The 7,866-nt window shown below is 51.6% G+C and carries 8 protein-coding genes; 2 read left to right on the forward strand and 6 right to left on the reverse strand.

Translation table 11 applies throughout. The annotated features are described in order from the left end of the window. Positions 1 to 6: 6 nt before the first annotated feature. The 4 genes from tcyP to hxpB all read right to left on the reverse strand — a co-directional run bounded on the left by tcyP (position 7) and on the right by hxpB (position 3,796). Positions 7 to 1,398, reverse strand: coding sequence for a cystine/sulfocysteine:cation symporter (gene tcyP / locus FDW95_RS23010; protein ID WP_096757263.1), 1,392 nt, complete (start codon positions 1,396 to 1,398; stop codon positions 7 to 9). 135 nt (positions 1,399 to 1,533) lie between these two features. Continuing rightward, positions 1,534 to 2,121: a metal-dependent hydrolase gene (locus FDW95_RS23015; protein WP_096757262.1), complete on the reverse strand. Its 588-nt coding sequence runs from the start codon at positions 2,119 to 2,121 to the stop codon at positions 1,534 to 1,536. A 95-nt stretch (positions 2,122 to 2,216) separates the two neighbouring features. Continuing rightward, a complete protein-coding gene (gene kduD / locus FDW95_RS23020; RefSeq protein WP_115258666.1) occupies positions 2,217 to 2,978 on the reverse strand; it encodes a 2-dehydro-3-deoxy-D-gluconate 5-dehydrogenase KduD in 762 nt (253 codons plus the stop codon). 149 nt (positions 2,979 to 3,127) lie between these two features. After that, entirely contained in the window at positions 3,128 to 3,796 is a 669-nt protein-coding gene (hxpB, locus tag FDW95_RS23025) for a hexitol phosphatase HxpB (protein WP_096757260.1), read from the reverse strand. 170 nt (positions 3,797 to 3,966) lie between these two features. On the opposite strand from hxpB, the gene FDW95_RS23030 reads away from it, so the two are divergent. Then, positions 3,967 to 4,503 (forward strand): YniB family protein, encoded by a 537-nt coding sequence (locus tag FDW95_RS23030; RefSeq protein WP_115258665.1) that lies wholly within the window; start codon positions 3,967 to 3,969, stop codon positions 4,501 to 4,503. A gap of 68 nt (positions 4,504 to 4,571) precedes the next feature. Here FDW95_RS23030 and FDW95_RS23035 read toward each other — a convergent pair whose 3' ends face one another. Both FDW95_RS23035 and pfkB read right to left on the reverse strand, forming a co-directional pair. Then, complete coding sequence (locus tag FDW95_RS23035; RefSeq protein WP_096757258.1) at positions 4,572 to 5,432, reverse strand: fructosamine kinase family protein; 861 nt, start codon at positions 5,430 to 5,432, stop codon at positions 4,572 to 4,574. A gap of 263 nt (positions 5,433 to 5,695) precedes the next feature. Continuing rightward, positions 5,696 to 6,625 carry a 6-phosphofructokinase II gene (gene pfkB, locus FDW95_RS23040; protein ID WP_115258664.1) on the reverse strand — a complete coding sequence of 310 codons (930 nt, stop codon included), beginning with the start codon at positions 6,623 to 6,625 and terminating at the stop codon, positions 5,696 to 5,698. A 287-nt stretch (positions 6,626 to 6,912) separates the two neighbouring features. Between pfkB and FDW95_RS23045 the strand changes: the two genes are divergently transcribed. Then, entirely contained in the window at positions 6,913 to 7,671 is a 759-nt protein-coding gene (locus FDW95_RS23045; protein ID WP_115258663.1) for a YdiY family protein, read from the forward strand. Positions 7,672 to 7,866 lie beyond the last annotated feature (195 nt).

Below are 7,866 nucleotides of genomic sequence, written 5' to 3' on the forward strand. Positions count from 1 at the left end.
ACCGGTTTAACGGTGTGCCAGTTCGGCGTTATCGTCACTGTCCAGAATCGTTTTGTCGGTTTGCTTCAGCCACTGACTGGTGAGCGTACCGGCAGTCATGGAGCCACTGACGTTCAACGCAGTACGACCCATATCGATCAGCGGTTCTACGGAGATCAGTAGAGCGACCAGCGTAACCGGCAGGCCCATCGCCGGCAGCACGATCAGTGCGGCAAACGTTGCACCCCCACCCACACCCGCGACTCCGGCGGAGCTAACGGTCACAATACCGACCAGCGTTGCAATCCACATTGGGTCGAGCGGGTTAATCCCCACAGTCGGCGCAACCATCACTGCCAGCATTGCCGGGTACAGCCCCGCACAACCGTTTTGACCAATCGTGGCGCCAAAAGAGGCGGCAAAGCTGGCAATCGACTCAGGCACACCCAGACGACGGGTTTGCGCTTCCACATTCAGCGGAATAGACGCAGCGCTGGAGCGGCTGGTGAAGGCAAACGTCAGTACCGGCCAGACTTTACGGAAGTACTTCAGCGGGCTCACGCCGTTAATACCCAGCAGAATACCGTGTACCACGAACATGATGCCCAGACCGAGGTACGAAGCCACCACGAAGCTGCCCAGCTTAATAATGTCCTGCAGGTTGGAGCCGGCAACCACTTTGGTCATCAACGCCAGAACACCGTACGGCGTCAGCTGCATCACCAGACGAACCAGCTTCATCACCCAGCTTTGCAGGGTATCAATAGCGGTTAATACGCGTTCGCCTTTCGGGGCATCATCTTTCAGCAGTTTCAGGGCCGCGACACCAAGGAATGCGGCGAAGATAACAACGCTGATAATGGAGGTTGGGTTAGCGCCAGTGAGATCGGCAAACGGGTTTTTCGGGATGAACGACAGCACCAGTTGCGGCACGCTCAGGTCGGCAACTTTACCCACGTAGTTGGTTTCGATGGCGTTCAGACGGGCGGTTTCAGCACCACCCTGTACCAGTCCATCCGCCGTCAGGCCGAACAGGTTAGTGACCAGTACCCCAACTAACGCGGCGATAAGTGTTGTAAACAGCAACGTCCCGATGGTCAGGAAGCTGATTTTCCCCAGCTGAGAGGCATTGTGCAGACGCGCAACGGCGCTGAGGATAGAGGCAAATACCAGCGGCATGACGATCATTTGCAGAAGTTGAACATAGCCGTTGCCGACAATGTTGAACCACTGTACAGAATCTTTCAGTACCTGGCTGTCTGAGCCGTAAATCGTATGCAGGGCAAGGCCAAATACCACGCCCATAACCAGACCAACCAGTACTTTTTTGGCCAGACTCCACTGTTTGTGACGGGCTTGCGCCAGCACGAACAGCAGTACAACGAACACGATAATGTTCGCGATTAATGGAAAGTTCATCCCCGTTCTCCTGATCTTTTTTTATGTATCACCGAACTACAGTGATTCTGTTGGCGCAAGATTAGCAGAACTGTGACTTGCCTCTTATATTCAAATGGAATTGTTTATGCCAAAAATGACATTTTGGCCGATTTCTTAATCAGCCTGGTGTTTTATAAAACGATTAAACTGCATTTGTAGCGTATTAATCATCTGCGATGACCAGCGTACTGCACTGTTTTCAGGCAAAGTTTGTGGCATCCAGATAGCCCAGGCAAACAGCGCCATGCATAAAAAACGCTCCAGCTGGTTGCCTTTTTGCGGTACGAGGATCGGCAGGCGAAAGCGCCAGCGGCAGGGCCACAGCAGAGGAACGCCGGCTGGGGTCAGCATATCGGCCAGAATATGACTAAGGTAGCCGAGCACCATCCCCTGTAACGCATCCGCCGGGATTATCCAGGTCTCGGGTACTTTCAAATAGAACGTCGCCAGCAAGGCAAACACCGCCAGCAGGCTATGCGTAAACCCGCGATGACCAAATGCCCGGGCTATGGGCTTTGAGACCCACTTCAGACGCTGCCCCAGCAACGATTTGGGATGATCGATATCGGGCAGCAGGCAGGTCAAGATAGCTGAAGGAACAATATGCCACCAGTCACCCTGCGCGAGAACGGGCGTCAGTTCGGCATTCTTGGCAAATACCGCACAGGCAATAGAGAAAAGAAGGTGGCCTTCCGCCGTCATGATAAAACCCAATAAACTGTCAATTCATACAGTATAGGGGTTTTATACAGTAGGCGAAAGAGGTGACGTTGTAACCCTTTGTCACAAATAGGCGATTAACGTGCCAGCCAGCCACCGTCGACGGCCAATGTATAACCATTAATGTAGTCAGAGGCGCGGCTGGCAAGGAATACCGCCGGGCCTTTCAGGTCGTCAGGCGTTCCCCAGCGTCCGGCCGGAATACGGTCGACAATCTCCTGATTACGGTCAGCATCGTCCCGCAGTTGCTGCGTATTGTTGGTCGCCATGTAGCCCGGCGCAATGGCATTGACGTTAATACCCTGTGCGGCCCATTCATTGGCCAGCAGGCGGGTTATGCCCAGCACGCCGCTTTTTGAAGCGGTGTAGGAAGGTACGCGGATACCGCCCTGGAAGGAGAGCATTGACGCAATGTTGATGATTTTTCCGCCCTGACCCTGGGTCAGGAATTGTCTGGCGACGGCCTGTGACAAAAAGAAAACGGATTTGAGATTCAGGTTCATCACATCATCCCAGTCTTGCTCACTAAAGTTCAGGGCGTCCTCACGGCGAATGGTCCCCGCGTTATTGACCAGAATATCGATCCGACCAAAGGTGGAGACCGTTTGCATCACGATATCGTTCAGCGAGTCCTGCTGGCTGAGGTCGGCCTGGATAGTCAGAAAGCGTCGCCCGAGTGCATGGATTTTCTCAGCGGTTTGCACAGGAATTTTACGATTGACGCCGACCACGTCGCAGCCGGCCTCCGCCAGCGCAACCGCCATACCTTGCCCAAGCCCGGTATCACATCCGGTGACGATTGCTACTTTACCTTCAAGACGAAAAGCATCCAAAATCATATTCACCCCGGCTATCAAATGGTTTTAACGCATGCTGTGAGTGAAAGAATAGGAGAGGCTGGCAGGAAATACAATGAAAAGTGAAACAACGTTTCAAAAATATGACTGGTCTGGCAAAACGGGCAATGCAACCATTGCCCATCAGGGAATTATCCGCGTAGATGCGTGACGGTGAGATCGGCCAGCGAGGTCAATTTAACGTCAGCAAGAACAAAGCGGGCATCGTCCTGGTTCTCATGTGCAGGTACGACGATCGCGCGCATGCGTGCTGCTTTTGATGCAATCATGCCGTTGACAGAATCTTCCAGCGCTACGCAAGATAAGGGCTCCACACCCAATTTTGCCGCGCAGTCGAGGTAGACCTGAGGATGCGGTTTGCTGTAGGGCAATTTCTCTGCCGAGGCCAGTGCGTCGAAGCTGTCGCGAAGATCAAACATCGTCAGCACTTTTTCCAGCATGTGCAGCGGGGAGGCCGATGCCAGACCCACTCGTAAGCCCTGGGATTTGCACAGCGCGACGGCTTCACGTACGCCAGGCAGCAGTGGTTTTGTCTCTTCAACCAGGGCGATAGCCCGGGTGATAATGCGATCGGTGACCTCCTGGCGAGATGGGCCGCTCCACGGTTGCTGGGCGAACCACAGATCTACAACCATATCGATACGCAGCCCCAGCGTATCGGGCAGTTCATGGCGGCGAGTGATATCTACGCCTAAACTTGCGATCACATCCAGTTCAGCCTGATCCCAAAGGGGTTCAGAGTCGACCAGTAATCCATCCATATCGAAAATTGCAGCAAGAATTTGACGCGGGGTTGACATCACAACCTCTCCTTTAAACATGAAACAGCAGGGATTAAGAGCCTGGGTGAACCGGCTCTCAGCGTTCATTATGGCTAATCCTCGATTATACCGCCTTTAAAGATCAGGCGAAAATGGTTATCAACGGGTAAACTTAGGCCAAAATGACACGTCTTAATCAAGGGGAACTCATGACGTATCAACAAGCTGGACGCATTGCTGTCTTGAAAAGGCTGGTGGGATGGGTGATTTTCATCCCGGCGCTGATTTCAACGCTGGTTTCAGTACTGAAGTTTATGTATGCGCACAGTGAAAAGCAGGAGGGGATTAACGCGGTGATGCTCGACTTTGCCCACGTGATGATTGACATGATGCGGGTAAACACTCCCTTTCTTAACCTGTTTTGGTATAACTCACCGACACCTGATTTTCAAAGCGGACTGAATCTGGTTTTCTGGCTGATTTTTATTCTTATTTTTATCGGGCTGGCGATGCAGGATTCGGGTGCTCGCATGAGCCGTCAGGCTCGTTTTTTACGTGAAGGCGTTGAAGATCAGCTGATTCTGGAGCAGGCGAAGGGCAGTGAAGGGTTATCGCGAGAGCAGATTGAGTCGCGTATTGTCGTGCCGCATCATACGATTTTCTTACAAATATTCCCGCTCTATATTTTGCCGGTTATCGTCATCGTGATTGGCTATTTCTTTTTTTCGCTACTAGGTTTTTTGTAAGCGCGTCACTATCAGGCCCACGCGAAAGCTGCGGGCCTGATTAGCAAAGAACTTCCGCTATATATCTGTTAAGCCGCCAGTATCCTGTCCATCGCTTTCTGCGCTACCACCAGATGTTGCCCGCCGAACAGAATCGCCCGATTCAGCAGCGTATAAAGCTGATAGACAGGCTGCCTGTCGAGAAAATCCAGCGGCAGGGGGGAAACCGACTGATAGCCGTCATAAATTTGCGGTGGCTGATCGCTATGTAATGGCAGCATTGCCAGGTCGCACTCTCTGTCGCCCCAATAGCAGGCGGGGTCAAAGATGTAGGGACCATGAGGGCCAAGGGCGCAGTTCCCCGACCACAAATCGCCATGCAGTAGTGAAGGCTGTGGCTGGTGTGATGACAAACGCTGCTGAACATGGTCAACAATGGCGTCAATATTGCCAAATGCGATCCCTTTTTCGGCGGCAAGCTCCAGTTGCCAGCCAATCCGCTGTTCTGCAAAAAAGGTAGACCAGCGACGCTGCCACGTATTGGGTTGTGGCGTGGTAGAGAGTGCATTATCAAAGTCGAGGCCAAACTGCGGCTGATCGCTCCATTCATGAAGATGCGCGAGCTGTTGTCCGAGAATAAAGGCGTTGTGGGCATCCAGTGGACGGGGAGGGAGGAAATCCATCACCAAAAAGCTGTAGTCTCTGTCTGCACCGACCGCCCAGACCTTGGGGACTGAAACGGTATTGCTGCGGGAAAGCAGTTCCAGCTGGTCGGCTTCTGCCGTAAAGCCGGTTAATAGCTCCCTTTCATCGCATTTGACGAAAAAATCGCGCCCCGCATAGCGTAAATGCCATGCGGCGTGGATCTCACCGCCGGGCAGTTCATTACGCAGCTCGATTTCGCCTTCACCGAGTTGCTCGCTTAAAAGACGACTGATAGCCTGCCACATGATGTCTCTCCCCATGTTGTCTGCCAGATCATAAGGTTAGCGCAATAATGCGGTAAAAAAACACGAACCAACGCACACCGTGGACGCGTTATCGCTGAAAAAGCACGTAATGTTTGTTGCTATTTCACTCCTTGCCAGAGCGCTGCAGTTCTGGGTTCACGTGATCCACTGCTTTGTTATCACGTGATTTTTCAGCATAGACGCATAACACGTATGTCGACAGTTTTGTCGGTAAATCCCCCTGATGATGAGGGGGAAGGGCATTACCGCGAAAGGTATGCGTATATTTTCTGCGTATCGTCCTGCGAGCATAAACGGGTACCCTGATTGAGGGTTGCCGCGCTACCTGCCGCTACGCCAAAACGAACAATATCGTCAAATGGCGCATTCTGTGCCAGTTTCAGCGTCATTGCGCCGACCATACTGTCACCCGCGCCAACGGTACTTTGGCTCTTAACCGGCGGGGGTACCACCTGTACGCAGGTTTCACCGTCAACGCCCAGTGCCCCTTGCGGTCCCAACGAAACGACAACACGTTGCGCTTTACCGCTGTGCACAATTTCCTCTGCGGCCTTACGGACGTCATCAGGTTGTGTGAGTTCGCGGTTAACCAATGCGCTGAGTTCTTTGAGGTTGGGTTTGACCAGTTCGATATTGCCGAGCGTTAATGCGGCAGTCAGTGCCTCACCTGAGCTATCAACAATGCAGCGAATGCCCTGCTTTTGTGCCGCAGTAATAAGCTGGGTGAGTTTTTCAAGCTTCACGCCGGGTGGCAGGCTGCCGCTTATCACCAGCAGCGCGCCGGACTCAATTTCCAGCACCTGATCCTGAAGCTGGTGGAACTCGTCATCGGTAAGTGTTGCCCCAGGCATAACAAATCGATACTGCTCGCCGCTGGATTCTACGTGGACGTGAAGATTTTGCCGGGTCCAGTCTTTGGTCTCTATGGTGGCGACCGGGACATTTTCATCGGCAAGCAATGATACCAGGTGTTCCCCGGTAGCGCCGCCAGCCGGAAAGATAGCCGTTGCGTTTCCGCCAAGATGAGCAATGGCGCGGGCCACGTTAATACCACCACCACCGGGTTCAAAAACCGGCGAGGTGCAGCGAAGTTTACCTTCGGGATAGATTTGCGGGGTGATTGTTGCGCTATCGAGAGAGGGCGCAAGTGTTAACGTATAGATACGTACCATCTTTACCTCCTGTTAGGCTGTCCTCAGTCTGGCACTTAATGTGACGAAAGTGAAGTAATTAACAACATGATTTATCGCATCTTTATTTAAAATTATCTCGGCAAAGATATATAAATAAAATTACGGTTTAAGAACGCTCTTATTCAAAAAATGAAATAAGAAATTATTGCTATGTTATTCGAGTCTTTTTATAATTTGTTACCTTTCAAGGGGCTTTTGTCATTGATCCCTATGAAAGTTTCCGAGACCGTAATGGTCTCTTTTTTTGTTGTACGGACTCTTTATAAATGAAGCTTTTGAAGACAGTACCCGCAGCACTCGTGCTGATGGGGGGCGTGTTTGCGTCAATGCATGCCGCCGCCGATGATTCCGTTTTTACTGTCATGGATGACCCCTCCAGCGCGAAAAAACCCTTTGAAGGTAACCTGAACGCGGGATACCTCGCCCAGTCAGGCAACACAAAAAGTTCTTCTTTAACCGCAGATACCACCATGACCTGGTACGGTGAAACCACGGCGTGGTCTCTGTGGGGCAATGCCAGCAATACCTCGTCGAATGATGAACGCTCTTCGGAGAAATACGCCGTAGGTGGTCGTAGTCGTTTTAATATGACGGATTATGATTACCTGTTCGGACAGGCCAGTTGGTTGACCGACCGCTACAACGGCTATCACGAGCGTGACGTACTGACTGCAGGTTATGGTCGTCAGTTCCTTAATGGGCCGGTACACAGCTTCCGTTTCGAATTCGGTCCAGGCGTACGCTATGACGAACACACCGATGGCACAACCGAAACGCAGCCGCTGGGTTATGCGTCAGGCGCTTATGCGTGGCAAATGACGGACACCACCAAATTCACACAAGGGGTGTCGGTGTTTGGTGCTGAAGATACGACGCTTAACTCTGAAACAGCGTTAAATGTGGCTATCAACGAACACTTCGGTTTGAAAGTGGCTTATAACGTCACCTGGAACTCAGAACCACCGGCTACGGCACCGGAACATACCGATCGTCGTACGACCGTTTCGCTCGGCTATCGTATGTAGTAAAAAGCCGGGTCAAATAAATGGCCCGGCTTTTCCAAATAAAATTTCAGTGTTATTATTTTCTGACCGGCATTTTAATTTTTTCGAAAAAAACTTTTCTTCATACTTTCTCCATAATTACTCTTTTGGGTACATATTCAATTTATTTGACACGAATTGATAAATAAATTGACTAGGGAAGGTGCGAATAAGCAG

Source organism: Citrobacter sp. wls718, from assembly GCF_005280945.1.
In the GTDB taxonomy this organism is placed as follows: Bacteria; Pseudomonadota; Gammaproteobacteria; order Enterobacterales; family Enterobacteriaceae; genus Citrobacter; species Citrobacter gillenii.

Bases quoted from the DNA above. Each gene is read 5' to 3' on its own strand.
- FDW95_RS23035 (WP_096757258.1), bottom strand. From the start codon at position 5,432: ATGTGGCAGGCTATCAGTCGTCTTTTAAGCGAGCAACTCGGTGAAGGC.
- FDW95_RS23030 (WP_115258665.1), top strand. From the start codon at position 3,967: ATGACGTATCAACAAGCTGGACGCATTGCTGTCTTGAAAAGGCTGGTG.
- pfkB (WP_115258664.1), bottom strand. From the start codon at position 6,625: ATGGTACGTATCTATACGTTAACACTTGCGCCCTCTCTCGATAGCGCA.
- FDW95_RS23045 (WP_115258663.1), top strand. From the start codon at position 6,913: ATGAAGCTTTTGAAGACAGTACCCGCAGCACTCGTGCTGATGGGGGGC.
- hxpB (WP_096757260.1), bottom strand. From the start codon at position 3,796: ATGTCAACCCCGCGTCAAATTCTTGCTGCAATTTTCGATATGGATGGA.
- tcyP (WP_096757263.1), bottom strand. From the start codon at position 1,398: ATGAACTTTCCATTAATCGCGAACATTATCGTGTTCGTTGTACTGCTG.
- FDW95_RS23015 (WP_096757262.1), bottom strand. From the start codon at position 2,121: ATGACGGCGGAAGGCCACCTTCTTTTCTCTATTGCCTGTGCGGTATTT.
- kduD (WP_115258666.1), bottom strand. From the start codon at position 2,978: ATGATTTTGGATGCTTTTCGTCTTGAAGGTAAAGTAGCAATCGTCACC.